This is a genomic window from Fodinicola feengrottensis, from assembly GCF_039530045.1.
Classification (GTDB): domain Bacteria; phylum Actinomycetota; class Actinomycetes; order Mycobacteriales; family HKI-0501; genus Fodinicola; species Fodinicola feengrottensis.
This window is the reverse complement of sequence record NZ_BAAANY010000045.1, coordinates 1-23,734: the sequence shown is the minus strand read 5'-3', so window position 1 is coordinate 23,734 and position 23,734 is coordinate 1. Positions and strand designations below refer to the sequence as shown.

Here is a 23,734-nt window from a genome sequence, read left to right as displayed (position 1 = left end):
GCCAGCAGTGGCCACCTGCACCCACTGCGGCGCAGCCGCCTGCCACGACCACCTCGTCGCGACAACCGAGCACCTCACCATCACAGTCCCTCTGAACAGACAGGTCACCGTCGAACCCGCCGCACGGCGAATCCGCTGCCACATCTGTCAGAAGGCCTACGACGCCACGAATGACCCGCGCGGGGCTACCCAGGCACGGTCCGGCTGACGGTGGCATCGTGGTTTATCGGTGTCGAAATCCCCGTTAGTTGCGTTCTGCCTTGACTGGCTCAAGGTACGGCAATGGTCATCGCCAGATGATTCACTTTGTTCGCCGTCCTACTATCGTCGCACTCATGGTGCGCTCGTCTGTCCGGGAATCGCGCTGCGGGCCTTCGCCGCGGACGCCTTGACGGTGTGGGGATGGGGCGAGAACTCGTATGGCGAACTCGGCGACAACACCACCGCCGACCACCGTTCACCCGTCGCCATCACTCGCCTGTCGAACATCAGCGACATCGCCGCCAGCGAAGCTACTCGATCTTCCTCAGTAGCGACGGCACGGTGCAGGCCGCCGGCTCCAACGCTTACGGCCGATTGGGCACCGGCAACGAAAGCGACAGCCCAGTGCCGGTCCCCGTGCCCGGTCTCACCTCGGTCACCGCAGCCGCCGCCAGCGCCGGCACCGCGATGGCACTACGCACCGACGGCACTGTCTGGGCTTGGGGCGACGGTTCCGCCGGGAAGCTCGGCGACGGCCGGTTCGGTGACGGCGTTGCCGTCAACCGCCCGCAGCAGGTCCCGGGATTGTCGAGCGTGACGGCGATCGCCGCCGGCGGCCGGCACCAGGCCGCCCTACGTACCGACGGCGCCGTGTGGACCTGGGGATCTGACGTGTACGGCGAACTCGGCCGCGGCAAGACCGGCGACCCGTCCGGCTGCGTCTGCAACCCGACACCGGCCGCCGCGACCGGCCTCACGAATGCCACCGACATCACAGCTGGCCTATATCCAAAACCGGTGCCCTGACCGCGACCGGCGCCGTGTACGCCTGGGGCAGCCCCGAAACGTTCGGCGGCGTCTTCGAACACGATCCCCACCCAGATCACCGGCATCCCAGCGATGGCCGAGATTTCTCAGGGCTTCAGCCACACGCTGACCCGTGACGGAGCGGTCTGGTCATGATGCGTCAACCTCGACGGCCAACCCGACGACGGTACCTCTGGCAGCGTCGTCAACGCCCCAAAGGCGATACCCGGCCTGACCGGTATCACCGCCGTACGCGCGTTCAGCGATTCAGCGCCGCTGTTGTCCAAGACGGCACGGTGAAAACGTGGGGAACGAACAGGGCCAACTCGGACTCGGCAGCACCGACCCGCGCGTCACTGCACCGGCCGCAGTGTCCGGCCTCTCGGCGCTATCCCTGCTCAGCACCGGTGGGTACGCCCACCAGATGTTCGCGTTGGCGGCCGGCTAGGAACGGCGGCATTCACATACTTGACCACGCCTGCCGCCTTTCCTGGCAGTCGTTGATCTGCTGGGCTGGACCTGGCCGGCGTATGTCGCCCATCGGACTACTATGATGGCTAGGAGTTTGGAGGTGGGTACGTGCGTGGCTTCGGTGATCTGGAAGCGGCGATCATGGATCGGTTGTGGGTGCGGGGCGAGCCGGCGACGGTGCGGGAGATCCTGACGGACCTGGAGCGGGAGCTGGCGTACACGACGGTCCTGACCGTGGTGGACAACCTGTTCAAGAAGGGCTGGCTGCGGCGGGAGCCGGCCGGGCGTGCGCACCGGTATACCCCGACCGCGTCGCGCGGGGAGTACGGAGCGCGGTTGATGCGGGAGGCGCTGGCGGAGTCCGGTGATCCCGCGCAGGCGATGCTGCGGTTCGTCGGCGAGATGTCGGCGGCTGAGGCGGACACACTGCGGGCCGCGCTGGCCGCGTACGAGAAGGGCACTCAGCGGTGACATCGTTGCTGTTGCTGGGATTCGCTGCTCTGGTCGCGGTCGTCTCCTCCCGGGTCCTGCCGTCGGCCGGATGGGTCTATCGGTCGCCGCGGTTGGGACTGGCCGCCTGGTACGCGGCGTTGTCGGCGATGGCTGGCGCGGTCGTGGCGGCCGTGCTGGTGATGGTGGTGCGGTGGCCGCAGACCTGGGCGGCGGCGTGTACGTGGTGGACCTGGGGCGCGCGGGTCTTGCTGGGTGACTTCGGCCTGGCCGCCCGGGTTGCCGCTGCGGTCCTGCTTGTCCTGCTGGCAGTGCTGCTCGGCCGTGTCGGCTGGTCGGTCGTACGCACCGTCCGGGCGACGGCTTCGCGACGCCGCGGGCACCGGGCTTTGTTGGCGGTCGCCTGCCGCTACCGTCCCGAGCTGGGTGTGTTCGTGGTGGAGCACGATCGCCCTGCCGCGTACGTCGTGGGCGGTCGCGCGGACCGTGTCGTGGTGACCAGTGCCGCCGTCGAGCAGTTGCCACCCGCGCAGCTGGCCGCGGTGATCGCGCACGAGCGCGCCCATGCCGCTGGCCGGCACCAGGTGCTGGTCGACGCGGTACGGCTGCTGGCCCTTCTCGCGCCGTCGGCGGTGGTGTTGGCGCGTGCTGGCAAGCAGGTGAGCCGGTTGGTGGAGATCCGCGCGGATGAGGTGGCCGCCGCCGAGTACGGGCGCCTGGAACTGGCCCGGGCGCTGGTGGCGTGCGCCGAGGCCGGCCGTCCCGAACCACGGTTGGTCGGCGTCCTGGCGGCGACCGGCGGAGATGCGCTGGAGCGGCTGAATCGTCTGCTGACGCCGCCGCGGCCGCTCTCCCGGCCGATGGTGGTGACTGGGAGCGCGGGCCTGCTGCTGGTGGTGGCGATGCCGGTGCTGATCGTGGCGTCCAGCGCGGTGCTGCCGGTGCTGCGTGCGTGTCTGGGAATCAGCTGCTGATAGACCGCCGCGGCCCGTTGTCGACGACAGCCTGTTTGAGCAGTGCCACCTCGGCGCGCAGTGCGGCGAGGTCGTCCTGTTTTTCGGCGCCGTTGTTCTGAGTCTGTGCGGTGTTTTTGTTGCCGCGCATCATGAACCACATCATGAGGCTCATGCCGATCGGGCAGGCCAGGATCGGCAGCAAGAGCAGGTACTGAGGCATTGCTTAGTGTTCCTTTCGGTTGGTGAGGGCGCGGCGCAGGGCGCGTTCGGAAGGCCGGCCGAAGGCGATGAGGTGACCGTCGAGCAGGATTCCGGGCGCGTACGGGACGGGGTTGTTCGCGGTGAGGCGTTGCCCGTCCTGGCTGTGCAGGTCGATTTCGGTGATGGTGAGCGGGTGGTCGGCGCTGACGATGGTGAGGACTTTTTTGGCGTGCTCACACCATCCGCAGTCCGGCTGGGTGAGTAGCGTGATCGACGCGTACGTGTTTTCCTTGCTGTGGGTCATTTCCTGGTTCCGGCGCGCAGGTCGGCGAGCAGGTTCGCGGTGGGGACGAACATGGTGTATTTCGGTGCGCCGCCGTAGTCCGCGCGCCATCGGATGGTGCCGTCCGGGCTGATCAGAACGAAACTGTGCCCGTACCGCGAGGCGCCCATCATCCCGTACTGGTTTGCTTGGTACGCCTGGGAAGCAGTCAGGTTCGAGTCGGACAGTACGGGTGTGGTCAGGTGCATGTCGCGGGTCTTCTGGGTGAGCAGGTCGACTGGGTCGGTGGTGATGGATACGACCTGGTCGATGCCGGCGGCGTGGACTTGGGTGATGTTGCGTTCCAGGTCCGTCAGCTGGTCGAAGCAGGGCTGGCAGGACAGGCCTTCCTGGAAATAGAGCAACACCGTCTTGCCGCGCAGTGCTGCCAGCGTCTGGGTGGCGCCGGTGGTGGAGGCCAGGCTGAAAGCCGGCGCTAGCGAACCAACGCCGGGTTTGCCGACCGTGTACGGAAATTGCGCGACTGGATCACCGCCACCACTGGCCGCGCGGTACACCCCGTAAAGGCCGGCGACGACCGTCACCAGGGCGAGTACGACCACGGCCGCAACCCACGCTCGCGGCCGCCGCCGGCTCCGTCGGCGCTTGCGTGGTCGCGCACCGGTCGACGGCGTTCGGCCGCCTTGAGCGCGTTTCTGCGCGGTTCTATTGGTCACCGGGGTCCCCTTCAGTCACGGCCGGTACGCGACCGGCAGGTTCGGTATTCACTGAGTCGTCAAGCTGGTGGGTACGCGGCTCGTCAACCTGAGCGCGGCCTGGCCGGCGCCGGGCGTACGCGATGACCGCGATGACCGCCGCGATCAGCACCACCAGCGCCCAGCCAGGCAGCCAGCCCAACGAGCCGCTGGCGACCGCGGCGGTGTGCTGGAGCCAGGCGGCGAAGTTCAGCCGCCATCCGGAAGTGGGCATGTCCGGGCCGGTCAACGCCAGTACGATCGTCAGCGCGCCCATGGCGCTGAGCAGGACACTGGTCAGCAGTCCGCCCAGGGCGACCTGACGGTGGGCAGGCCAGAGCCGCACCCGGCGGGCCTGCAGGGCGGTCACGGCGCGGCGCCCGTACCGGTCGAATCCGACGGCCATCACCAGCAGCGGCGCGACCATCCCGGTCACGTACGCGCCGGCCACCGCCAGTGCCGCCGGAAACGACCCGGTCGCGCCGGCCAGCACCGTGACGCCGACCAGCACCGGTGCGCAGCATGCCGAGGCGATCCCGGAGAACAGGCCCAGTCCGTACACGGCGCCGAACCCGCCGCCGGAGCTGGTTCGCATGCCGGGCATCGGGAGCTTGGGTGACCAGCCGGCGAGTACGGCGATCCCGCCGGCCAGCATCGCCAGACCGCCGGCGCCGAAGACGTACAGGTGCCAGCGCTGGAAAGCCGCTGACAGCGCCGAGGCGCCGAGCCCGATCGGCACGATCACCGTCGCCACCCCGAGCCCGAAGACCACCGTGCCGGCCAGCACCCGAGCCGGGCGGCGGAACACCGTGGCCAGGTAGGCCGGCAGCATCACCGACACGCAGCACGGCGCCAGCAACGCCACCATGCCGGCCAGCAGCGACGTCACCAGCACCGGGCCTGTGAGTACCGCACCCATCCTGCCTCCTCGCCCGCTTGGACTCTCTCCTAATCTACTACGGAGATTAGGAGATTGTTCGATCGAGGTGAAGTGAGGGCCAGATGATGCGACGCCGGGTGCTGCTGAGCGGGCTGTTCGCGGCATCAGCCGGGTTGACCGGTTGCGCCGGGGGTACCGGCCCGAGCCGCCCAACTGCCGCTCCGAGCGCTGCGTCAGCCGGGCCGGGAGCGGGGGTGGTACGGACGTTCGGGCTCGCTGATCGGCGATCCGCGCCGGCAGTACGTGGACCGCTGCTCGACGGGCCCGAGTTCGACGTGGCCGGGTGGCGAGGCCGGGTAGTGGTGATCAACTTCTGGGGTTCCTGGTGCGCGCCGTGCCGGGCCGAGGCGCCACTGCTGGAGGCTGGGTACAGGGCCACTCGCGAGCTGGGTGTGGCGTTTCTGGGTGTGGATGTCAGCGACACCCGGGACGCGGCCCGGTCGTTTGTCGCCGACTTCGGCATCAGTTATCCGAGCCTGTTCGATCCGGCCGGCGACATCGCGCCGCGGTTTTTGGTGATCCCGCCGCGTGCGGTGCCGGTGACGGTGGTGCTGGATCGCCGGCACCGCGTCGCCATCGCGGTCGGCCGGGCGCTGCGCGATGGCGAGCTGGTCCCGGCCGTACGCGCGGTCGTGGCCGAACGCTTCTGAATCAGTCAGTCCCGGCCGGTATCGGATCTGTCGCCGAGGTGGCGCGGCTGGTGGCGGCCTGTTGTCCGGCTGGGTCGACGCGTACGCGCAGGACGGCGATGGCGTGTTCGGTCGCGGCGAGGTGTTCGGTGAGGGCCTGTTGAGCGGCCCGTACGTGTTGCCGGTCGCGCTCGGTTCCGGCCGCCACGGCCGCTTCCTTTGCCGCGCATCGCTGCCATGCGGCCGCTTGGAGCTCCTCTGCGTGGCGTTCGGCGTCGGTGACGCGGCGGCGGGCGGTGTCGGTGTCGCGTTCGGCGGCGGCTCGGAGCTGGTCGGCCTGGCGGGTGATCGCCTGGGCGGCGTGCTCCGCCCGCGCGAGAAGGGTGTCGGCCGCCTGGTCGGCGCGGTCGCGTATCGAGGTGGCGTCCTGTTCGGCTTCTTGGCGCAGCAGCCGCGCGGCGCGCACGGCTTGTTCGGTGATCGCGGCCACCTTTGCCAACCGCTGGTCATATTCGCGTAGTGACTGGGACGTTTTGTCGGCGAGGGCGGTGATCTGGTCGGTGGCCGCGTTGTACGCGGCGAGTATCTGCCGTACGAAGGTGTCGACCTCGCGCCGCTGGTAACCGCGCCAGGCTCGGCGAAACGTCGGGCCCGCCACCGTAGGCGTGGCGTTCGGACGCGGTAAGTCGACGACCTGTCCAGGAGCTGGTCGCCGGACCTTGGCCGGCCCGCTTCGGCGATCGTCCCGGAAGCGCAGCAGGCGCAGCGAGTTGGTGACAACGCTGACCGAGGAGAATCCCATCGCGGCGCCCGCGAAGATCGGGTTGAGCAGCCCAAGGGCGGCCAGCGGGATCAACGCTGTGTTGTAGACGAATGCCCACCCGAGGTTCTGCCAGATGGTGCGGTAGGTACGTCGCGAGAGCCGGATCGCGGTGGGCACGCCGGGCAGGTCGCCGCGCAGCAGGGTGAGGTCGCTGGCCTGGATCGCCACGTCGGTGCCGGTACCGATCGCGATGCCGAGGTCGGCGGCGACCAGCGCGGGCGCGTCGTTGACACCGTCTCCGACCATCGCGACCACCTCGCCGCCGGCTTGCAGGCGGGTGACCTCGGCCTGTTTGTCGGCGGGCAGCACCTCGGCAAGGACGGTGTCGATGCCCACTTGGGCGGCGATCGCGTGCGCGGTACGGGCGTTGTCGCCGGTGATCATCGCGACCCGCAACCCCATCCGGTGCAGCTCGGCGACCACGTCGGCGGCGCCAGGTTTGAGTGTGTCCGCCACCGCCACGACCCCGCGTACCGCGCCGTCCCAGCCGGCGAACACGGCCGTACGACCGTCGGCCTCCATGCCTTGGGCCGCCTGGGACACATCCTCGGGCAGGGTGAGGCCAGCGTCGGCGATGAGCTTGCGCCGCCCCACCCACACTGCGCGGCCGTCGACCTCGGCGCGTACGCCGTGCCCGGCAACCGATGCGAAAGCTGTGACAGCCGGCAGCCGACCGAACCTTTCGGTCGCCGCGGTGGCGATCGCGCGGCCGATCGGGTGCTCGCTGTCGGCCTCGACCGCGCCGGCCAGCCGCAGCAGTTCGTTCTCGCTGGTCTGGTCGACGGCGGTCTGGGTGACTGCCATCTGCCCGGTGGTCAGGGTGCCGGTCTTGTCGAACACGACGGTGCTGATCGTGCGGGTACGTTCGAGCACGTCGACGCCTTTGATCAGGATGCCCAGGGCGGCGCCGCGGCCGGTGCCGACCAAAATCGCAACCGGGGTGGCCAGACCCAGCGCACATGGGCAGGCCACGATCAGCACCGCGACGGCAGCGATCAACCCGGCGGCCGGGTCGTGCGCGAGCAGCCACCAGGCGGCGAAGGTGACCGCGGCGATGCCGAGCACCGCTGGTACGAAAATCGCCGAAATCCGGTCGGCGAGTCGCTGCGCCTGTCCCTTGCCGGCTTGCGCTGCCTGCACCAACGCGACGATCTGCGACAGCGCGGTGTCGGCGCCAACCGCGGTCGCCCGTACGGTGAGCACGCCGTCGGTGTTCACGCTCGCACCCGCCACCGGCTGGCCCGGCGCCTTGTCCACCGGTACCGATTCGCCCGTCAGCATCGACTCGTCGACCGCGCTCAGGCCGTCGACCACCTCGCCGTCGGTCGGGATCTTCTCGCCGGGCCGCACCCGCATCAGGTCCCCGACCCGCACCTGGTCCATCGGGACCGTCACCTCGACGCCGTCGCGGATCAGCCGCGCCTGCTTGGCACCCAACTCCAGCAGGGCCCGGATCGCACGGCCGGCGCGGCGCCGGGCGCGTACCTCGAAATACCGGCCCAGCACCAGGAACGCGATAAGCAGCGCGGCCGTCTCGAAATACAGCTCCGGGCGGCCACCCAGCAACTGGGTCACCGAGAACCCGTACGCGGCCAGCGTTCCCAACGCGATCAAGGTGTCCATGCTCGCCGTCAACCGCCGCGCACGCCTCGCGGCCTCCCACAGAAACGGCCACCCGACGTAGAACTGCACCGGAGTGGCCAACACCAGCTCGAGCCACGGCGCCCACCACTGGCGCATCAGGCCCGGCGCAAAGGCGACCGCCATCGTCGCCAGACCCAGCGGCCACGCGATCAGCACCCGACGCAGCCACGCCCGCTGCGCGCAGGTCTCGTCACCCTCAGCCGCGTCGTCTTCGCTTCCAGCTGAGGACTCGGGCTGAACCGGCGCCAGCTCGTACCCGATCTTGCGGACCGCCGCGGACAACACGGCTGGCTCCACCGGCTGCGCGCCAAGCACCACGTGCGCCGTACCGGTCGCGTAGTTGACCTCCGCGGCCTCGACACCGGGCTGCCTGCCGAGCACCCGCTGCACCCGCGCCGCGCAGGACCCGCAGGTCATGCCGCGTACGGCGAACTCCAGGGCGCGCCCGTCCGCAGCGTCGGGCGAGATCACAGTTTCCCTCACCACCAGCCACCTCCTAATATCCGTAGGAGCTTAGTTGATACAGTGGCGTTCGTTCAGCAAGCCACCCCCACAGCACCGGGAGGACCGGGTGATCACTCGCCGCCAACTGATCGCCGCCGGCGCCGTGTCCGTCGCGGCGGCTGGGCTGGCTGGGTGCGCTGGTGGCGCCTCGGGTGACGGAGCCAGTCGTGGCGGGCTGGGCGCACGGAGCTTGGGAGCAGGCACCCTGCAGACCTTCGCGGTCGGCCGACGCAAGCTGGCCGGTGCGCTGTCCGGAGACCTGCTGGACGGGTCCAGGTTCGATCCAGCCGCTCTGACGGGCGAGGTTGTAGTGGTCAACTTCTGGGGCTCGTGGTGCGCGCCGTGCCGTAAGGAAGCCCCGGACCTGGAAGCGGCCTGGCTGGCGACCAAGCAGCTGGGCGTGGTGTTTCTCGGGGTGGACCTGCGCGACACTCGGGACAAGGCGCGTGCTTTCGCAGGCAGCTACCGGATCAGCTATCCAAGCCTGTTCGACCCGGCCGGCCGGACCGCGTTGGCGTTCCGGGACGTGCCGCCCAGCGTCGTGCCGGCGACAGTGGTGATCGACCGGTCGTACCGGATCGCCGCGGTGTACCGGCGGGTCATCCAGCGCGCGGAGCTGGAAGCCACCGTACGGGCCGTGGCGGCGGGTGCCTGACGCTGATGGGTGCCTTCGCCGAGGTGGCCGCCAACGGTCCGCTGCTCGCCGCTCTTGGTGTTGCGGCGCTGGCCGGGCTGGTCAGCTTTTTCGCTCCCTGCATGCTGCCGCTGCTGCCCGGCTACCTGTCCTACGTCACCGGCCTAACCGGCGCCGATCTCGACAGTCTCAACAAAACGCCGGTCGTTCATGACGCCGTCGCCGGGCCGGTCACGCTTGCCCGTACGGCGGATGGCGCAGCGCAGACGGTTGCGCGCCGGCGGGTACGGATGCGTGCTGTTGCCGGGTCGGTGTTGTTCGTGGCCGGGTTCACAGCAGTGTTCGCGCTCCTGAGCTACGCGGCCGGAGAGCTGGGGCGAGGCCTGCTGGAGTACGCGCGGCCGGTGGAGATCGTCGCTGGACTGCTGACGATCGTGCTGGGCCTGACGTTCGCCGGACTGGTTCCGGGCCTGTGGCGCACCTGGCGGGTGACCCGGTTGCCCAGAGCGGGCCTGGCGGCGGCGCCACTGCTGGGAGCCACGTTCGCGTTGTCCTGGACGCCGTGCCTGTCGCCAACACTGACCGTCGTACTCGGCCTGGCGGCCGTCCAGGGCTCGGCGGGTCGCGGGGTGACGCTGGCGGTGGCGTACGCGCTGGGGATGGGGTTGCCGTTCATCGCGTTCGCCGCCGGCCTGGGCTGGCTGACCCGCGCCATCGCCGTGATCCGCCGGCACGGCGGCTGGGTCACCCGGCTCGGCGGGCTGCTGTTGGTCGCCGTCGGTATCGCGCTGGTCACCGGAAGCTGGACCGAGTTCGTCAACTGGCTGCGCGCCACCGTCGGCCCAGGCCAGATCGGCATCTGAACCGTACGAGGTATCGGACAAACAGAAAAGAGGAGAAGCGTGCAGAACGACGGGGAGGGCGAGCGGTGAATCTGATCGCAGTCCTGTTGACCGGCTTGCTGGCCGGTGGCGTGTCCTGTGCCGCCGTCCAGGGCGGATTGCTGGCGGGCCTGGTCACTCGTCAACGCGGTGACGGCCCCGACGGCTCCGCCCGGCGTCCGGTGCCGCTGCCGTGGACCGCGCGGCTGGCCGACGACCTGGTTCCAATCGGCGGGTTCCTGGCTGGCAAGCTCGTCTCTCACACGATCCTCGGCGCGCTGCTGGGTACGGTCGGCGCCGCCGTCCAGGTCGCCCCGAGCGTCCGCGCGGTGCTGCAGCTCGCGGCCGGGGCGTTGATCATCACGTTCGGGTTGGCGCAGCTTGGCGTGCCAGGCTTTCGCCGGGTGACCCTGCAGCCGCCGGCGGCGCTGGCCCGGTTCGTACGCGGCCGGGCCCGCTCGCGGTCCGCGCTGGCACCCGCGCTGCTCGGCCTCGCCACCGTACTGATCCCGTGCGGGGTGACCTTGTCGGTCGAGGCACTGGCGCTGACCTCCGGATCGTGGTGGGCGGGTGCGGTGACGATGGCGGTGTTCGTGATCGGCACCAGCCCGCTGTTCGCCGCCCTCGGTTACCTGGCGCGAAAGGCGGCCACCGTCTGGCGTGGCCGGCTCGCGATCGCCACCGGCCTGTTGGTGGTCGCGGTCGGGCTGTACAGCGTCAACGGCGGGCTCACCCTGCTCGACTCGCCGCTGGCCGCCGCCAACCTGCCGCAGACCCTCGGCCTGGCACCGCCGGCGGCGACCGCGGAAACCGTCACCACGACCGCCGGTCAGCAGACCGTCGTCGTGACGGCCACCGCAGACGCGTACACCCCGGGCAACATCCAGCTCAAGGCCGGCGTGCCGACGACGCTGATCGTGCGGTCCGACAACGCCGCCGGCTGCATACGAGCGTTCGTCATCAGCGACCGGCAGTTCATTCTCCCGGAGAACGGCGACACCCGTATCGACCTGGGCACCCTCACGCCGGGCCGGCTCGACTACCGGTGCGGGATGGGCATGTACACCGGCCAACTCACCATCATCTAACGGTTTCCTTCAACCACAACGAAAGAAGGTGTCACGTGGCGACATATACGTTCACCGTCGAGGGCATGCACTGCGGCAGTTGCGGAATGCTTATCGACGAGACTCTCGAGGACCTCGACGGGGTCGTACGGTCCACCACGACTTTCCGCGCCAACCGCGCCACCGTCGAGGTCGACGCTGCCCGATGCGAGCCGTCCGACGTGATCGCCGCGATCGGTACGGCCGGGTACACCGCCCGGCAGATCCCATCGGCATGACCACAACAAGGCGTACCCAACGGGCAGACAGGAACCTGTGATGGCCAAGAAGACCGGCAGGCCGGACGCGCGGCAGGCACGGATCGCCGCGGCGAAAGCGGCCGCCAGACGCAAACAGCGCCGCCAGCAGTGGATGATCACGGGCACCCTCGCCGCCGCTGTGGTGGCCGTCATCGCCGCGGTCGGCGTTGCCGTCGCGGTCAACCTGCCCAAACCGTCGGCGACGGTGGACGGGGTGCCACGTACGCCGCGGCTCACCGCGGTCGGCGCCACCACCAGCCCGCCCTGGCCCGCACCCGCCGACACGGCCACCGCCGTCACCGCGGCCGGGCTGCCGATGCTGGGCAGCGAAGGCAGCGTCGAACACATCCACGCCCATGTGGACGTGATCGTGGACGGCACATCAGTGCCCGTGCCGGCGAACATCGGCATCTCCAGTGCCGGCGGAATCAGTCCGCTGCACGTACACGACACCACCGGCGTGATCCACATCGAGTCACCGGCCAAGGTGCCGTTCAGCCTCGGGCAGCTGTTCAGCGAATGGCAGGTGTCCATGGCCGCCGACCACCTCGGCGCCTTGAAAATCGGTGGCGACAAACAGTTCCACGCGTACGTGAACGGAAAACCAGTGTCCGGCAACCCGGCCGCGATCATCCTGAACGCCCACGACGAAATCGCCCTCGTCTACGGCACCGCCGCCCAGCAACAAAAACCGCCAGCCAGCTACGCCTTCACCGCCGGCGAGTAAGCCATGTTTCCCCAACACATCCACGACCTCCGCCCGGGCTGGCGCCGGTCGCCCGTCTCGGCCGACCGGGTCATCGCGCGCCGGCGATCGTGGTGGATGCGTACACTCGCGGTCGCTCCCGCCCTACCGCTGGCCGCCGCGGTCTGGTGGGTGCTGCGGTTCAACCCCACCGACAACGTCGCCGACCCGACCGGGCCGTGCCCGTGGCACGCCCTGACCGGGATCAACGGACCCGGTTGCGGCGGCACCCGCGCCTTCTACTACCTCGTTCACGGCGACCTGATCGACGCCGCCCGCAACCACCTGCCATTCACCATCGCCGCCCCGTTCCTGCTCTACTGGTGGATCGCCTGGCTCACCAACACATTCTTTGGCATCCGCCTGCCCCGCCTGAAACCGTCCGCCCTCACCGTGGCCGTTTTCATCGTCAGCTCGGTTGTTTTCACCACTGTCCTGCGTAATATTCCGCTCGGACCGATGGCCTGGTTCGACATTCCCAGTACGACCGCGCGGATCTGGTAGGACGGGCACAACGATGGCATTTTGGTACCGGACGGGAGCGGCAGATGGTTGAGCGGAACGAGAAGCTGCGGCGGTACTGGAACAAACAGGCGCCGTCGTACGACCGCTCGATGGGATTCATGGAACGGCACCTCTTTCGCGACACCCGCGAATGGATCTGCCGGCAAGCCACCGGCGACATCCTGGAGGTCGCCATCGGCACCGGTCTCAACCTGCCCCATTACGCCGAGGATGTCCGGCTGGCCGCCGTCGAACAGAGCCCGGAGATGCTCGCGATCGGCCAGCAACGAGCCGAAAAACTGGGTATGGCCGTCGACTTGAGAATCGGTGACGCGCAGGCCCTCAATTTCCCTGACGCCAGTCTCGACACCGTGGTGTGTACGTTCTCGCTCTGCGCGATTCCCGACGACCACCGAGCCGTACGGGAAATGATCCGCGTCCTGCGCCCCGGCGGCCTGCTCCTGCTCGCCGACCACGTCGCCGGCGCCCACTGGCCAACCCGCGCCGCGCAGTGGTCGATCGAACGGATCACCATTCCGCTCGGCGAGGAACACTTTCGCCGCCGCCCCATCCGCCACGTCCAAGCCGGCGGCCTGGTCATCGAACACCACGAACGCTTCAACCTCGGCATCATCGAACGCCTCGCCGCCCGCAAGCCGGTCCATTGATCATCATTTCCTGAATTCAGGAGATCCTGTACTGTCGGTGCGTGCTGACACTCGCCGCTGATATCGACGTGCTGGCCCGGTTCGGCCGGGCCTTGGCCGACCCGATCCGCTGCCGCATACTGCTGGCCTTACGGGAGGCGCCCGCCCATCCGGCGGACCTGGCCGACCGGCTCGGGATCTCCCGTACGCGACTGTCGAACCACCTGGCCTGCCTGCGCGACTGTGGGCTGGTGGTCGCCACCCCGGTCGGCCGGCGCAGCAGGTACGAGCTGGCCGATCGGCGCCTCGCCCATGCCCTGGACGACCTCCGCTTGGCCGTCGTCGCCGTCGCCACCGACCGGTCGTGTCCCGACGCCGACGAGAAGGACTGCTGCTGAGATGGCGATCCTGTCGCTCGGCCCGTCGCCGGCCCGCCGTGCCGTTCTCACTCGCCGCATCCGGCTGCTGGTGGCGACCACCATCACGTACAACGTCGTCGAAGCGGCCGTCGCCCTGACCGCCGGCACCATCGCATCCTCGACCGCGTTGATCGGCTTCGGCCTGGATTCGGTGATCGAAGTGTCGTCCGCCGCCGCCGTCGCATGGCAGTTCTCCGCCCGCGACGCGGCCGTCCGGCAACGACGAGAGAACGCGGCGCTACGCGTCATTGCGCTGTCGTTCTTCGCCCTGGCCGCCTACATCACCGTCGACGCTGTCCGCGCACTGCTCGGCGCCGAGGCGGCCCGACACTCGATCCCCGGAATCGTCCTGGCGGCGCTGTCGCTGCTCATCATGCCGGTGCTGTCGACAGCACAGCGCCGTGCCGGACGGGCGCTGGGTTCGGCGTCAGCGATCGCCGACTCCAAACAGACACTCCTGTGTACCTACCTGTCGGCGATCCTGCTCGGCGGATTGATCCTCAACGCCACCCTGGGCTGGTCGTGGGCGGACCCGATCACCGCATTAGTCATCGCCGCGGTCGCAGTCAAAGAAGGCCGCGACGCCTGGCGCGGCAAGAACTGCTGCGCCCTACCAACCACCGCCCTCATCGCACCGAACCCCAACACGTCCGGCCCGGACCAACGCTCCTGCGCACCCGGCTGCGACTGCTGCACCTAACCGGCGTTCGGTCTTGACCGCATTCAAGGTACGGCGATGATCATCGCCAGATGAACCAAGTTGTTCGCCGCCCCGTCATCGCTGCACTCATTGCAGACCGCGGCTCCGCGACACGCGCGTCCGACTGCACGCCGGCACCAAAACCCGACAACCCCAGTGCCCATCGCCGAACCCGATCTCACCGCGGCCACCGCCGTCGCCAGCGGGGATCGGAACCGCGGTAGCGCTACGCATCGACGGCCAGGTCGAGGCAGGGCCAACGGCTCCGGCTCCGCAGGGCAATTCGGCGACGGCGTCACGATCAACCGCCCGCAACAAAGTGCTAGGTCTGGCAAAGACGAGGAAACCGGCTCAGGTCCGTCCCACCAGGGTTAGGAATCCATCAAAGCGGGGAGCCCCACCCTCAGATCAAGCACGAGGGCATCGTTTGCTGGCCAGTGCGGCTGGGATTGGACCGTCCCGGCCGGTTGCCATCCCCAATGGCGGTACATGTGAATTGCCGGCGCATCACTGTGCGCAAGCAGCGTCGCTATAGGTTCCTCGCGGTCCGACAGGGCCTCGACCATGAGTCGCTTGCCGATGCCCTGCCCACGGTGTGGAGCTTGCAAGATCAGCTCAACGAGAGCGACCTTAGGCGCATTCACGACCTCTGCCGGGGGTTCGACCTGCGCGCCCCTCCACCAGCGGCCAGGTAGCAACGCAATCGTGTAGCTGAATCCGATCAGCGTGCCGTCTTTGCGTGCCGAGATGAAGCGGAATCCATCGTTGTGGGATTGTTGGTCGAAGCGGCTCCCGAATTCCTCAACGTCCGCTTCGGTTTGCCGATAAGGGGGCTCCGCGTATACCTCTGCGTAGACCGGACGTATATCGGAGAATATGTCACGCGCGGACGGGCCGTTGAGTCGCGCGAATTCGACACTCACGCGACGACTCCCATAGAAGCGGCTTTCTCTACAAGTTCGCGACCGGCCGATGTGTTGGACAACTTAGCCCTTTCGCAAATTGCCAGCGTTCGCTGACGAATTCGCCCAGATGACACTGACGAGATTTCCGGTAGTAGGGCACCGATGCGGTCTCTGGCCTCGGCGACGTTTCCCGCGCGAAGGATGGCCTCTCCCTGACGGAGCCGCCTGAAGGTCTGGTTCCGCGGAAAGGGACCGCCTATTTCTATGGCATCGCCGAGCTTCTTTGTGGCAGCGTCATGCTTGCCCGCCGCAGCCAGGACGTACCCGTCGATCGCCGTCATTTCCGCCGGGTCCAGGAACCACACCCATGGCGGGTCGTCATCGTGGCGAGCGGCTCGGTACGTGTGGTGCGCTCGGGCCATGACGCGGTGCGCTTCTCCGAGGTCGCCCATCTCGGCCCAGCCCAGGGCTTCACGAAGCAATGCGTAGGTTTTGACCCGGGGTGGTGCCCAGCCGGCGCTCTGCTCTTGAGCGCGTACGGCGAGCTGGATGGCCTCTCGCGCACGTCCCAGATGAGCGGCCTGCATACTCAAGCATCCCAACACACCGACCTCGAGCGGCAGGTTGCCCGTGATCTGAGCTTGGCAGAGTGCCTGTTGGTACCAATAGCGCGCGGTCTGTTGACGGCCGGCGTCGTAGTGTACCCAGCCAGTGGCTTCTTGTAGCTCGGCAAGAGCAAGCTGGAGTTCTCGGCCCACGCGCTCGGAATATTCTCCGAATTGCAACCATTGGTCAACGCGGTCGACGGTGGCGGCAGCTGCTTCGCACAGCGTGTCACCACCTTGTTCGTTGTCAAGCCGAATGATTTCGCCGACCAAGCCTCTGGCTTCCTGTGCCTGCTCGATGCCGATTTTCGGGTTTGATCGTGTTGGAAGCATTGCGAGTGAGGCCGCTCCAAACACGCCTGTTAAGAAATCTCGGCGGTCCGTATCTGCCTCCTCGGGAGAAGGGACGGCTGCGGAGATCCCCGCCAGTGAGCGAGGTATTCGCAAGCCATCGCATAACGCGCGGATGCTGTGAAGACTCGGTTCGCTCGTTCCCTTTGCAAGACGGGAAACGTACGACTGCGAGAGGCCCGTCGCGCGGGCAATCGCGTTCTGGCTGATCTTCGGCTCGTCTCGGCCTGGGTCTGTGATTGCTTGGAGAACTGTTGCCCAGTCACCGCTGCCAAGCGCTGTCCTGATAGCAGGATCCCAGATGAAGTCTGTTGGCAACGCGACAGAGTCGTTGAGCCGGTTCTGCGCAAGGCTTGCGCACGCGTAACACCGCGCGGAGCGGTTATACCTGCTCAGCGGCTGTTTGCAGTCGTTGCAACGTCGCACGTCGCCCATCTTGCATCCGTTCCACCCGCGCTGCCTATGCATGCATGCATAGATGCCCGCCATAAGTCTCTCATCTGTGCGTATGTCTTTGCCTGTTCTCGAGTCCATCCTGTTCCTCTCCATTGGCACCCACACCAAGCGAGAGGAGCCGGCCGCTGTGCTAGCCCACGAGCAGCACGTGCTGACCATCCATTCAGGAGTTCCGGCGCAAGCAACGTCCACAGCAGGGACAGCATTCGACCTGCACCCGGACAACCCGGCAAAGCTGTGGCAGACAGACGCACAGCAGTACGGCGTTCCGGATACTGACGCGTTGTTGCTGGCGTTGAACCTGTACGGCCTGTGCACGCCGCTGGGTCCGCGGGTGCGGTTGCAGCTGTCTCTGATTGCCTGCCCGGATGTGCGGACGGTGGTGGTGGCGGCGGGGCGGTCGGATTCGCCGTTCACGTTGAGTGATGACGGTTGGTTGTATGCGGCCGGTGTCCCGATTGGTCGGGCGGTGCGTACTGATGCTGATGACGCGGTGTCGGGGTATCTGCGCTGCTGGGAGAACGGCACGTGGTGGGCCGCCACGATCAACCCGGCCGGCCGGTCGCGGTGCACCGGTTGCGCGTTCTGCCCGACCTCCCTGGAACCGCCCGCTGACCCGGTGCTGACGTTGGAGCACGAGTTGCACGCGCTGCTAGACGGTTTGGAGTTGCAGTTGCCGCCCGGCGGCACCTTGCAGTCCCTGCGCGAAGTCGCGGTGTCCACGGCGTGTTATCGGACCGAGGATGCCGCGCTTGAGGCGATGGTGATGCTGCGCAAGGTGTTGCGGTCGCGGCGGATCAACGCCCGCATCGTGTTGTTGTCATCGGTGCTGCGGACCCGGGAGGCGTTCCGTTTCCTGGCTGAACATGTCGCCCCGTTTGGGTTGTTCCTGACCGCTGAGTGCGTGTCGCGGCGGGATTTTCTGTTGAAGAACACCAAAGCGGACCTGTTGCCGGAGATGATGCCGGCCCTTCTGGCCGACGCTCGCGCGGCTGGTCTGGACACCTCGTTTACCTACATCGCAGGGTTGGACACCACTGCACAGCTGGAAAAGTTCATGACTGTCATGCTGCCGCAGGTCACCTTGTTCCCGAGTATCCAGATTTTCCAGCCCCACAACCGAATCATGGACCGCTTGCTTACCCCCGAAGCGGAATGCTTGGGGTACTACTTCAATGCGCGGCGGGTCGTGGAGAACATCATGACCGACCTGGACAGCTCGCTCACGCCGGAGTTGTGGCGGTGTTACCGGTCCCTGTGGGCTACCGAGTACGCCGGCCGCTCCCTGGCGGGACCGACCCGATGAGCCCGGCGACAGACACCGCTGAGACCGCTGGACCAGCGTTGGCCGGCGGCGTTGGACAAGCTGTGTGGCTGCGAGCCACGTATCGCGGTGACCAAGCCGAGGGAGCCGCGCGGGAGGTGGGTACCGGGTGTGTGAGGGGTCGTCCGGTGCTGGTGTTCCGGGACCGGCTGGTGGACGTGCCGATGCGGCGCCCGGCGGTGCTGGCCTACCCGGGCGGTGCGCGGGGCCGGGTTCGGCTGTTCGGGTTCGATGACCTGACCCTTGCCGTACCGCTAGACACGGCCGCCGACACCTTGCCGCACAGCGACACAGCCGCTGCCGGCACCGTCCCGGTCAACGCTGACCCGGGCAGTTTTTTGTGGTGGCCGGCGGTGTTGACCACGTTTGACCCGCGTAGCCCACGGGTTCCGGCCGATCTGGCGGCGGCGCTGTCCGCGGCTGGGGCAGATCTTGGGTCGGTGTCGATGGCGGGTCAACGCCGGCACGCGGTGCTGTGGATCGCAGCGGCACCGAACGCCCGTATCCGTGCGGCGAGGGTGGCCACGGTGGTGGACGCTGCCCGCACCTACTGCGCCGCGGCCACCGCTCCAGTGACGGCGCTTCGCTGCCCGGGTGGTGAGGGCCGATGAGCGTGCTGTCGGTCGCGGGGCTGCGGCGAGCGCGGACCCGGCATCGGGCGGCGCGGTTGCGCGCGGCGGCGTTGCGATACGCCGGAAACGGCTGGCCGGTGCTGCCCGTGCAAGACGACGACTCAACCGAGTTGGAGCCGGGCGCAGGCGCTGGAGTGTGGTGTGCGCCGGTCGGTACCCGACCAGCGACACCGCGACGGTGAGTCGGTGGTGGGACCGCATTCCGTACCGGATCGGCCTTGGCTGCGGCGACATGGCGGAGGTGATCAGCGCCCCGGCTGCGCTGGGCGCGGCGGCTCACCGGGTGCTGCTGCGGTCAACGGCGACGGCGACCACGGCGGCGGACAGGTGGCTGTTCGTGGTCGCGCCCGGTGTGCCGTTGCCGGAGAGGCTTGCCGACGCCGGGGTGTTGCGGCACGGGCCGGGTGAATGGGTGGCGCTGCCGCCTACGTCGTGGCCGTCCGGTCCTACGTATTGGCTGGTGGAACCGCAGGTCGTGCGGTGGGAACCGGCGACCGCGGAGGTCGTGCACGGGGTGCTGGTGAACGCGTTGCTGGTGTCATCGGCGACCCGGTTGCCGGGAATGCGGGGCCAGTCATGGCTGTGAGCGGGCAGCGCACGCCAGGCGGCGCGATAGATGGCGCCCGGACTTTGCTGGAGATTCGCCGGCAGGCGGCGCAGGCGATGAAGGACGCGCGAGATGCCGTTGAACGGGAGCAAAAAGCCGGCAACAAGCTCGGTATTGCACACAATATAGGGAAAGTTCAAGCGTTCAGCATGATCCTTCAGATCATCGAACTGGAAATCACGCCACCAGATGCAGGCGTGAAGGGCGCAACGGATCGGGACGCGAAGGACCTCGCCGACCGCAAAGGCGGGTGGGCGCCTAAATAGTGACTCCGGACGTTCGTTGCTGCGAGGGCGCGTAGCGAACGACCGGCGCAAGAAGCCCCGCTCAGCTCAGCCGTAATCCATGTGGCTGGGGTTGGCCGGGACATGCAGGAACAGAAGGCCGGACCACCCCGATCCTTGCTCGGGGCAGGGTGGTCCGGTTGGAGGTCCGGAAACCTCCGGTATTGACCGTACCGGAGGTTTCCGTGGCGTGCCCGCAGTGTGGCGAGCGCGTGAGTGGGGGCACCTTCGGCCGACGTGCGGGGAAGGTGGGACTAGGAGATGAACGACAACGCGGAGGAACCGACACGGCCGCCGGGCTGTGGGCGGCGTGAGCAGGACTGGACCGAAACGATCTACGAGGCGACCGCTGCCGCTGGTGTTCCTGGCGTGCTCGATGCCTGGCGGCGCGCCAAAGTGCTGGCCAATGAGCTGCGCACAGCCACCCTGCTGGCTGGGTTGGTCGACGAGGTGGAAATCGTGCCGGCGCTGACTGAGGACGGCAGTCCCGTGGTACGGGCGCAGGTGACCGGCTGGCGCGCTCGACAGGTGGTCGCGGTGATTAGCCGGGAATTAGGGCTACGCATCCACCAACCCGCCAGCGCCCACCACACAAACGGCAACGGTGGTCACCGCGCGGGTGAGCACCGCACAGCAAGAGAGGCCAGTGGCGAGGCAGGTGATGGCCCATCCGGCGGCGGATCCTCGGCCGGCGGGAGACCGAATTGGTGGGCCGCATAATCACCGGGCCGGTCCGTGGACCCAATAGAGAGAAATCTGTTCGAACAACCAATAGTTCGCTGCCATATAGAGGAAAGGTCATTCGTCAATGATTCCGCGACCCACGACCAGGCATATCCCGCGCCCAGCACGGCTGCGACCAAACCAGCAGGCCATGCAACTTCTGATCAACACCATCGAGACTCAGCAGGAAGTCATCGAATACCTGCTCAAGCGCACGGACAACCTTGAGGAAAGTTACGCCTCGCTGCTGGACAAGGTCGACATCCTTGAATTGGTCACGTTCCCCATGGCGTGCCTCAGGCAGGACGACGATGAGCCCTGACCACAGCGCGCGAACCTTCCGGCATCTATGAACGCACGATCACGCGGCGCGATGTTGGCGCTGGGCAACCTACCAGCCAAGCCGTGGGGACGACGGCATCGACGGCGCGATTCCAGCAGGACCAACACCATCCTATGAATGCAGCGGAAGGAGAACCGGTCATGGAGCGGTCAGCGGAAGCAGGGATTGACCAATCACGAGGCAGGTTGGTCAGGGACTCGGCGGGGCACGATCCGGTGATGCCGGCGTCGTACCGTTTTCCGGTGGATCTGGGGTCGCGGCCAGCCAATAATGAGCCGCCCAGCGCGGCGCGGCCGTTTGTCCTTCGCGCGGTGCGGCCTGTCCGCCGGAACGGTGGGCTGGATGGCCTGCCGGAGCTGTTGCTGGCCAAGCACCGCACGCCCGCGAGTCAGCGGACGATTCCGCAGCGGACCCGGTTGGATAACCGGGAGGTTGACGACTCCTACACCGTCCCGGACAGCTGATATGACCGCGCTGGGTTCTGCGGCGGCCGGTGAGGGTCCGATGGTGCTCGTGCTGGGTCAGGCCGACGATTGGGCGGTGGAGCAGGTCGGCGCGAGCCTGGATGCGCGGGGTGTGCGGTGGATGGTGCTGGACACCGCCGATTTCCCGCAGCGTATGGCCCTGTCCGCCCAGTTGTCCGCTGAGCCCGAGGCCGGAGAGCGGGCCGGGTCCGGTGGCTGGGGTGGTGAGGTGGAGGTGGCTGGTCAGGTGTTGCGGCTGCGCGATGTGGCAGCGGTGTACTACCGCAAACCGGGCGCGTTCGACCTACCGGCGGGGTTGTCCGAGCCGGAGCGGCGGTTCTGCAACGCCCAGGCACGGACCGGCGTGGGCGGCGTATTGGCCAGCCTGGCGGCCCGGTGGGTGTCGCACCCGGGCGCTATCGCCGACGCCGAATACAAGCCCCGGCAACTCGCCCAGCTCAAGCACGCCGGCCTGGCTGTCGCGCCGACCCTTATCACGAACAATCCAGCCGACGTCCGCGATTTCGCTGCCGCGTACGGAGATCTGGTGGTCAAGCCGCTGGCTGAGCCGATCGTGTGGGAAGACGGTGGCGAGTCCATCGTCTATACCCGCCGATTGTCCCGTGGCGACATCGAGCGTGCGGGTGAGGAGTTGGCCAGCGTCGCCGCTACGGCGCACCTTTTCCAAGTCTGGCAAGACAAAAAGTGCGAGTGCCGGGTAACCGCGGTCGGGGACAAGCTGTTCGCGGTGGCAATCCACGCCGACAGCTCGGCGGCGTTGGTGGACTGGCGGTCCGACTATGACAATTTGCGGTACGAACCGATCGAGGTCCCTGTGCAGGTCCGTGCCGGTATCGCCGCGTACCTGCGGTCCGCGGGATTGGCGTACTCGGCATTTGATTTCGTTATCCGGCCGGACGGGCAATGGATCACCCTTGAAGCCAACGCCAACGGGGTCTGGGGCTGGCTGGCCGAAGAATGCGACCTCCCCATCGCAGACGCGATCGCCGACTGCCTCACCGCAACAAATCTGAATGGTGACAGCAAAACATGAGCACATCAGAAAACGACACCACAGCCGGCGGCGACAATGGCGCGTGGAAGAAGCACGCTGCGGCCTTGGCGGCCGTGTTGGAGGCTGAGGGCGTGGTGCCAGACCCCAGCTGGAAACACGCATTCGCCAGCATTCCCCGGCACCTGTTCACCCCGCACGTGTTGACCGGAGACAGTTCGGGATTCATCGAGTTGCCGACCGGCACCCCGAGCTGGTGGGCGGAGGTGTACTCCGACAACGCGCTGCTGACCCAAACCGCGTCAACCGGTGCCGGGACCGCGCGGCAGGACCTGCCGACCTCCTCGTCCAGCCAGCCATCGGTCATGGCGGTCATGCTGGACCGCCTCAACATCAGCGCCGCCGCCCCCGACACCGCGACCGGACACCAGGGGTGCCGGGTGTTGGAGATCGGTACCGGCACCGGATACAACACCGCGTTGTTGGCGCACCGCCTTGGCGACGCGAACGTCGTATCCGTCGACATCGACCCGGCGCTGGTCGAAGCCGCACGCGCCCGGCTCGCCGGTCTTGGTCTGCACCCGGCGTTAAGGGCGGGAGACGGTGCGCTGGGCTGGCAGGACCACGGCCCGTTCGACCGCATTTTGGCCACCTGCGCCATCACGCACATACCGCCCGCCTGGATCGAGCAGCTGACACCCGGCGGACGGATCGTGGCACCGCTGGACGCGGACGCCGGACCGCTGCTCGTAGCAGACAAACCCGCCGAACACCCCGACAGCGACACCGACAACGACGGCCAAGACGGGGACCTGTTCGGACGCGTGGACGAGTACCCGGCCACCTTCATGCCGCTACGCGGCGCCGTGGATAGCCCACTCGGACCAGGCCAGAGCATGGGCTTTGCTGGCGGCGCTCCGGCACAGTACGGCACCACTTCTCTTGACCCCCGTACCGTGCTGGCCGGTGACCGCGACTATTCGTGGTTCTGCTGGCTGCACGCTCCCGGGATGCGCATCGTGGGCAGTGTCGACCACGGGAGCGTGGTCGTGTACACCGCCGACGCGATGGCCGAGGCGGCAATGACACACGAGACTGATGGCACCTGGGATGTCGTCCAACGCGGCACGCGGCGACTCTGGGACACCATCGAGCACGCCACCGAGACGTACGACAGGCTCGGCCGCCCGGCGCGTACCCGGTTCGGGCTGACCGCCGGAACCGACCCCAACACACAAGAAATCTGGCTGGACGACCCCAACAGCCGACACCTCTTCGGCCTACTGGCGGGCCGAACCAGTGACGGTTCGTGAGCACCTAGGGCGGCGTGGTTCTCACAGCTCAGAAAGAGGGGGCACGAAACGGCCACCTCCCAGTCGCAGCGCAAAAGCATGGTCTGAGAAGGGAAGATAGCGACGATGATGGGTGATGTCCGCGCTAAAAGAAAATCCCCACGGGTGCTAGATCATTTTCCCCAGGTGGGTTGGTG

At 67.8% G+C, this 23,734-nt stretch carries 30 protein-coding genes and 3 pseudogenes; 25 read left to right on the top strand and 8 right to left on the bottom strand.

The features are described 5' to 3' along the window. Positions 1-229: 229 nt before the first annotated feature. The 5 genes and pseudogenes from ABD301_RS42685 to ABD301_RS40185 all read left to right on the top strand — a co-directional run. Positions 230-496: pseudogene (locus ABD301_RS42685) on the top strand (hypothetical protein); the annotation flags it as partial. A 47-nt stretch (positions 497-543) separates the two neighbouring features. After that, positions 544-1,008, top strand: coding sequence for an RCC1 domain-containing protein (locus tag ABD301_RS40200; RefSeq protein ID WP_344315276.1), 465 nt, complete (start codon positions 544-546; stop codon positions 1,006-1,008). A 304-nt stretch (positions 1,009-1,312) separates the two neighbouring features. Continuing rightward, positions 1,313-1,456 (top strand): hypothetical protein, encoded by a 144-nt coding sequence (locus ABD301_RS40195; protein ID WP_344315274.1) that lies wholly within the window; start codon positions 1,313-1,315, stop codon positions 1,454-1,456. A 131-nt stretch (positions 1,457-1,587) separates the two neighbouring features. Next, a complete protein-coding gene (locus tag ABD301_RS40190) occupies positions 1,588-1,950 on the top strand; it encodes a BlaI/MecI/CopY family transcriptional regulator (protein ID WP_344315273.1) in 363 nt (120 codons plus the stop codon). Further along, positions 1,947-2,903 carry a M56 family metallopeptidase gene (locus tag ABD301_RS40185; protein ID WP_344315272.1) on the top strand — a complete coding sequence of 319 codons (957 nt, stop codon included), beginning with the start codon at positions 1,947-1,949 and terminating at the stop codon, positions 2,901-2,903. Before ABD301_RS40190 ends, ABD301_RS40185 begins: the two co-directional genes overlap by 4 nt. On the opposite strand, the gene ABD301_RS40180 is transcribed toward ABD301_RS40185, so the two are convergent. From ABD301_RS40180 to ABD301_RS40165, 4 genes are all read right to left on the bottom strand, one after another. Continuing rightward, positions 2,893-3,105, bottom strand: coding sequence for a hypothetical protein (locus ABD301_RS40180; protein WP_344315271.1), 213 nt, complete (start codon positions 3,103-3,105; stop codon positions 2,893-2,895). The genes ABD301_RS40185 and ABD301_RS40180 overlap by 11 nt on opposite strands. A gap of 3 nt (positions 3,106-3,108) precedes the next feature. Next, positions 3,109-3,390, bottom strand: a complete 282-nt coding sequence (locus tag ABD301_RS40175) for a glutaredoxin family protein (protein ID WP_163568734.1) — start codon at positions 3,388-3,390, stop codon at positions 3,109-3,111. Further along, the gene (locus ABD301_RS40170; protein WP_344315270.1) at positions 3,387-3,971 is read right to left on the bottom strand and encodes a peroxiredoxin family protein; all 585 of its coding nucleotides are present in this window, start codon (positions 3,969-3,971) and stop codon (positions 3,387-3,389) included. The genes ABD301_RS40175 and ABD301_RS40170 overlap by 4 nt, the downstream gene beginning before the upstream one ends. A gap of 103 nt (positions 3,972-4,074) precedes the next feature. Beyond that, on the bottom strand, positions 4,075-5,022 hold the full coding sequence (locus ABD301_RS40165; RefSeq protein ID WP_344315269.1) for a cytochrome c biogenesis CcdA family protein: 948 nt from the start codon (positions 5,020-5,022) through the stop codon (positions 4,075-4,077). Positions 5,023-5,237: 215 nt separating this feature from the next. Between ABD301_RS40165 and ABD301_RS40160 the strand changes: the two genes are divergently transcribed. Next, positions 5,238-5,693, top strand: a complete 456-nt coding sequence (locus ABD301_RS40160; protein ID WP_344315268.1) for a TlpA family protein disulfide reductase — start codon at positions 5,238-5,240, stop codon at positions 5,691-5,693. Between the two features lies 1 nt (position 5,694). Here ABD301_RS40160 and ABD301_RS40155 read toward each other — a convergent pair. Beyond that, positions 5,695-6,306, bottom strand: a pseudogene (locus ABD301_RS40155) (DivIVA domain-containing protein); the annotation flags it as partial. A gap of 93 nt (positions 6,307-6,399) precedes the next feature. After that, positions 6,400-8,577: pseudogene (locus tag ABD301_RS40150) on the bottom strand (heavy metal translocating P-type ATPase); the annotation flags it as partial. A 79-nt stretch (positions 8,578-8,656) separates the two neighbouring features. Between ABD301_RS40150 and ABD301_RS40145 the strand changes: the two are divergent. The 9 genes from ABD301_RS40145 to ABD301_RS40105 all read left to right on the top strand — a co-directional run bounded on the left by ABD301_RS40145 (position 8,657) and on the right by ABD301_RS40105 (position 14,539). Further along, on the top strand, positions 8,657-9,298 hold the full coding sequence (locus ABD301_RS40145; protein WP_344315267.1) for a TlpA family protein disulfide reductase: 642 nt from the start codon (positions 8,657-8,659) through the stop codon (positions 9,296-9,298). A 5-nt stretch (positions 9,299-9,303) separates the two neighbouring features. Next, complete coding sequence (locus ABD301_RS40140; RefSeq protein WP_344315265.1) at positions 9,304-10,140, top strand: cytochrome c biogenesis CcdA family protein; 837 nt, start codon at positions 9,304-9,306, stop codon at positions 10,138-10,140. A 65-nt stretch (positions 10,141-10,205) separates the two neighbouring features. Next, positions 10,206-11,246, top strand: coding sequence for a sulfite exporter TauE/SafE family protein (locus tag ABD301_RS40135; RefSeq protein WP_344315264.1), 1,041 nt, complete (start codon positions 10,206-10,208; stop codon positions 11,244-11,246). 35 nt (positions 11,247-11,281) lie between these two features. After that, positions 11,282-11,503: a heavy-metal-associated domain-containing protein gene (locus ABD301_RS40130; RefSeq protein ID WP_344315263.1), complete on the top strand. Its 222-nt coding sequence runs from the start codon at positions 11,282-11,284 to the stop codon at positions 11,501-11,503. Between the two features lie 40 nt (positions 11,504-11,543). Continuing rightward, positions 11,544-12,251 (top strand): hypothetical protein, encoded by a 708-nt coding sequence (locus ABD301_RS40125; protein WP_344315261.1) that lies wholly within the window; start codon positions 11,544-11,546, stop codon positions 12,249-12,251. 3 nt (positions 12,252-12,254) lie between these two features. Beyond that, a complete protein-coding gene (locus ABD301_RS40120; RefSeq protein ID WP_344315260.1) occupies positions 12,255-12,773 on the top strand; it encodes a DUF2752 domain-containing protein in 519 nt (172 codons plus the stop codon). Positions 12,774-12,817: 44 nt separating this feature from the next. Beyond that, positions 12,818-13,441: a class I SAM-dependent methyltransferase gene (locus ABD301_RS40115; protein WP_344315259.1), complete on the top strand. Its 624-nt coding sequence runs from the start codon at positions 12,818-12,820 to the stop codon at positions 13,439-13,441. Positions 13,442-13,485: 44 nt separating this feature from the next. Next, a complete protein-coding gene (locus tag ABD301_RS40110; RefSeq protein WP_279580542.1) occupies positions 13,486-13,818 on the top strand; it encodes an ArsR/SmtB family transcription factor in 333 nt (110 codons plus the stop codon). A gap of 1 nt (position 13,819) precedes the next feature. Next, entirely contained in the window at positions 13,820-14,539 is a 720-nt protein-coding gene (locus ABD301_RS40105) for a cation diffusion facilitator family transporter (RefSeq protein WP_344315258.1), read from the top strand. Between the two features lie 371 nt (positions 14,540-14,910). On the opposite strand, the gene ABD301_RS40100 is transcribed toward ABD301_RS40105, so the two are convergent. Both ABD301_RS40100 and ABD301_RS40095 read right to left on the bottom strand, forming a co-directional pair. Further along, entirely contained in the window at positions 14,911-15,462 is a 552-nt protein-coding gene (locus tag ABD301_RS40100) for a GNAT family N-acetyltransferase (protein WP_344315257.1), read from the bottom strand. Continuing rightward, positions 15,459-16,835, bottom strand: coding sequence for a helix-turn-helix domain-containing protein (locus tag ABD301_RS40095; protein ID WP_344315256.1), 1,377 nt, complete (start codon positions 16,833-16,835; stop codon positions 15,459-15,461). The genes ABD301_RS40100 and ABD301_RS40095 overlap by 4 nt, the downstream gene beginning before the upstream one ends. Positions 16,836-16,908: 73 nt before the next feature. Between ABD301_RS40095 and ABD301_RS40090 the strand changes: the two genes are divergently transcribed. From ABD301_RS40090 to ABD301_RS40045, 10 genes are all read left to right on the top strand, one after another. After that, positions 16,909-18,162, top strand: coding sequence for a hypothetical protein (locus ABD301_RS40090; RefSeq protein WP_344315255.1), 1,254 nt, complete (start codon positions 16,909-16,911; stop codon positions 18,160-18,162). Between the two features lie 146 nt (positions 18,163-18,308). Then, on the top strand, positions 18,309-18,791 hold the full coding sequence (locus ABD301_RS40085) for a hypothetical protein (RefSeq protein WP_344315254.1): 483 nt from the start codon (positions 18,309-18,311) through the stop codon (positions 18,789-18,791). Further along, the gene (locus ABD301_RS40080; protein WP_344315253.1) at positions 18,788-18,994 is read left to right on the top strand and encodes a hypothetical protein; all 207 of its coding nucleotides are present in this window, start codon (positions 18,788-18,790) and stop codon (positions 18,992-18,994) included. The genes ABD301_RS40085 and ABD301_RS40080 overlap by 4 nt, the downstream gene beginning before the upstream one ends. Further along, entirely contained in the window at positions 18,991-19,398 is a 408-nt protein-coding gene (locus ABD301_RS40075) for a hypothetical protein (protein ID WP_344315252.1), read from the top strand. Before ABD301_RS40080 ends, ABD301_RS40075 begins: the two co-directional genes overlap by 4 nt. Continuing rightward, entirely contained in the window at positions 19,389-19,685 is a 297-nt protein-coding gene (locus ABD301_RS40070) for a hypothetical protein (protein ID WP_163568721.1), read from the top strand. Before ABD301_RS40075 ends, ABD301_RS40070 begins: the two co-directional genes overlap by 10 nt. A gap of 279 nt (positions 19,686-19,964) precedes the next feature. After that, positions 19,965-20,423, top strand: coding sequence for a hypothetical protein (locus ABD301_RS40065; protein WP_344315251.1), 459 nt, complete (start codon positions 19,965-19,967; stop codon positions 20,421-20,423). An 88-nt stretch (positions 20,424-20,511) separates the two neighbouring features. Next, the gene (locus tag ABD301_RS40060) at positions 20,512-20,748 is read left to right on the top strand and encodes a hypothetical protein (RefSeq protein WP_163568719.1); all 237 of its coding nucleotides are present in this window, start codon (positions 20,512-20,514) and stop codon (positions 20,746-20,748) included. A gap of 263 nt (positions 20,749-21,011) precedes the next feature. Further along, positions 21,012-21,233 carry a hypothetical protein gene (locus tag ABD301_RS40055; RefSeq protein ID WP_344315249.1) on the top strand — a complete coding sequence of 74 codons (222 nt, stop codon included), beginning with the start codon at positions 21,012-21,014 and terminating at the stop codon, positions 21,231-21,233. Position 21,234: 1 nt separating this feature from the next. Beyond that, positions 21,235-22,287 (top strand): MvdC/MvdD family ATP grasp protein, encoded by a 1,053-nt coding sequence (locus ABD301_RS40050; RefSeq protein WP_344315248.1) that lies wholly within the window; start codon positions 21,235-21,237, stop codon positions 22,285-22,287. Continuing rightward, positions 22,284-23,558: a methyltransferase domain-containing protein gene (locus tag ABD301_RS40045; protein WP_344315247.1), complete on the top strand. Its 1,275-nt coding sequence runs from the start codon at positions 22,284-22,286 to the stop codon at positions 23,556-23,558. The genes ABD301_RS40050 and ABD301_RS40045 overlap by 4 nt, the downstream gene beginning before the upstream one ends. Positions 23,559-23,734 lie beyond the last annotated feature (176 nt).

Bases quoted from the DNA above. Each gene is read 5' to 3' on its own strand.
- ABD301_RS40065 (WP_344315251.1), top strand. From the start codon at position 19,965: ATGAACGACAACGCGGAGGAACCGACACGGCCGCCGGGCTGTGGGCGG.
- ABD301_RS40045 (WP_344315247.1), top strand. From the start codon at position 22,284: ATGAGCACATCAGAAAACGACACCACAGCCGGCGGCGACAATGGCGCG.
- ABD301_RS40125 (WP_344315261.1), top strand. From the start codon at position 11,544: ATGGCCAAGAAGACCGGCAGGCCGGACGCGCGGCAGGCACGGATCGCC.
- ABD301_RS40050 (WP_344315248.1), top strand. From the start codon at position 21,235: ATGACCGCGCTGGGTTCTGCGGCGGCCGGTGAGGGTCCGATGGTGCTC.
- ABD301_RS40090 (WP_344315255.1), top strand. From the start codon at position 16,909: ATGTCTTTGCCTGTTCTCGAGTCCATCCTGTTCCTCTCCATTGGCACC.
- ABD301_RS40115 (WP_344315259.1), top strand. From the start codon at position 12,818: ATGGTTGAGCGGAACGAGAAGCTGCGGCGGTACTGGAACAAACAGGCG.
- ABD301_RS40080 (WP_344315253.1), top strand. From the start codon at position 18,788: ATGAGCGTGCTGTCGGTCGCGGGGCTGCGGCGAGCGCGGACCCGGCAT.
- ABD301_RS40095 (WP_344315256.1), bottom strand. From the start codon at position 16,835: ATGGGCGACGTGCGACGTTGCAACGACTGCAAACAGCCGCTGAGCAGG.
- ABD301_RS40175 (WP_163568734.1), bottom strand. From the start codon at position 3,390: ATGACCCACAGCAAGGAAAACACGTACGCGTCGATCACGCTACTCACC.
- ABD301_RS40180 (WP_344315271.1), bottom strand. From the start codon at position 3,105: ATGCCTCAGTACCTGCTCTTGCTGCCGATCCTGGCCTGCCCGATCGGC.
- ABD301_RS40105 (WP_344315258.1), top strand. From the start codon at position 13,820: ATGGCGATCCTGTCGCTCGGCCCGTCGCCGGCCCGCCGTGCCGTTCTC.
- ABD301_RS40120 (WP_344315260.1), top strand. From the start codon at position 12,255: ATGTTTCCCCAACACATCCACGACCTCCGCCCGGGCTGGCGCCGGTCG.
- ABD301_RS40060 (WP_163568719.1), top strand. From the start codon at position 20,512: ATGATTCCGCGACCCACGACCAGGCATATCCCGCGCCCAGCACGGCTG.
- ABD301_RS40165 (WP_344315269.1), bottom strand. From the start codon at position 5,022: ATGGGTGCGGTACTCACAGGCCCGGTGCTGGTGACGTCGCTGCTGGCC.
- ABD301_RS40140 (WP_344315265.1), top strand. From the start codon at position 9,304: ATGGGTGCCTTCGCCGAGGTGGCCGCCAACGGTCCGCTGCTCGCCGCT.
- ABD301_RS40070 (WP_163568721.1), top strand. From the start codon at position 19,389: ATGGCTGTGAGCGGGCAGCGCACGCCAGGCGGCGCGATAGATGGCGCC.